Raw genomic sequence first — 351 nt, forward strand, 5'->3', positions numbered from 1 at the left:
CTGGCGTTTAGCCTTGCGTTCGTTCGCGGGGACGTAGTCCCCTAATTCAGTCTCTTCGGTTCCACCACGGATGTAAGGTATCTCCTCCAGAAACCCAAGACCATCTGATGAGGTCTCATCCTCATCATCGTCTTCTTCCTCTTCCTCCGGCTCCTCCGACCCCGACTCCGACTCGGAGTAGGATCTGTCCATGTCCTCCATGTCGTCGACATCATCTGCACCATCTTCGGCTTCTCCATCCTCATCATACGGCGCCAAGACAACACCACCACCGACACCGCGCTCGCGCTCCAGACGCTCCCTCTCCTCTCTCTCGCGCGCCTTGCGCTTCTCCTTCTTCTCGCGGCGCTT

The 351-nt window shown here is 58.1% G+C and carries 1 pseudogene; it reads right to left on the reverse strand.

Annotation, left to right across the window (positions count from 1 at the left end):
* Window positions 1-351: pseudogene (locus tag PZC42_RS20690) on the reverse strand (hypothetical protein); the annotation flags it as partial.

The sequence above is a fragment of the Isoptericola croceus genome (genome assembly GCF_029382255.1).
Classification (GTDB): domain Bacteria; phylum Actinomycetota; class Actinomycetes; order Actinomycetales; family Cellulomonadaceae; genus Isoptericola; species Isoptericola croceus.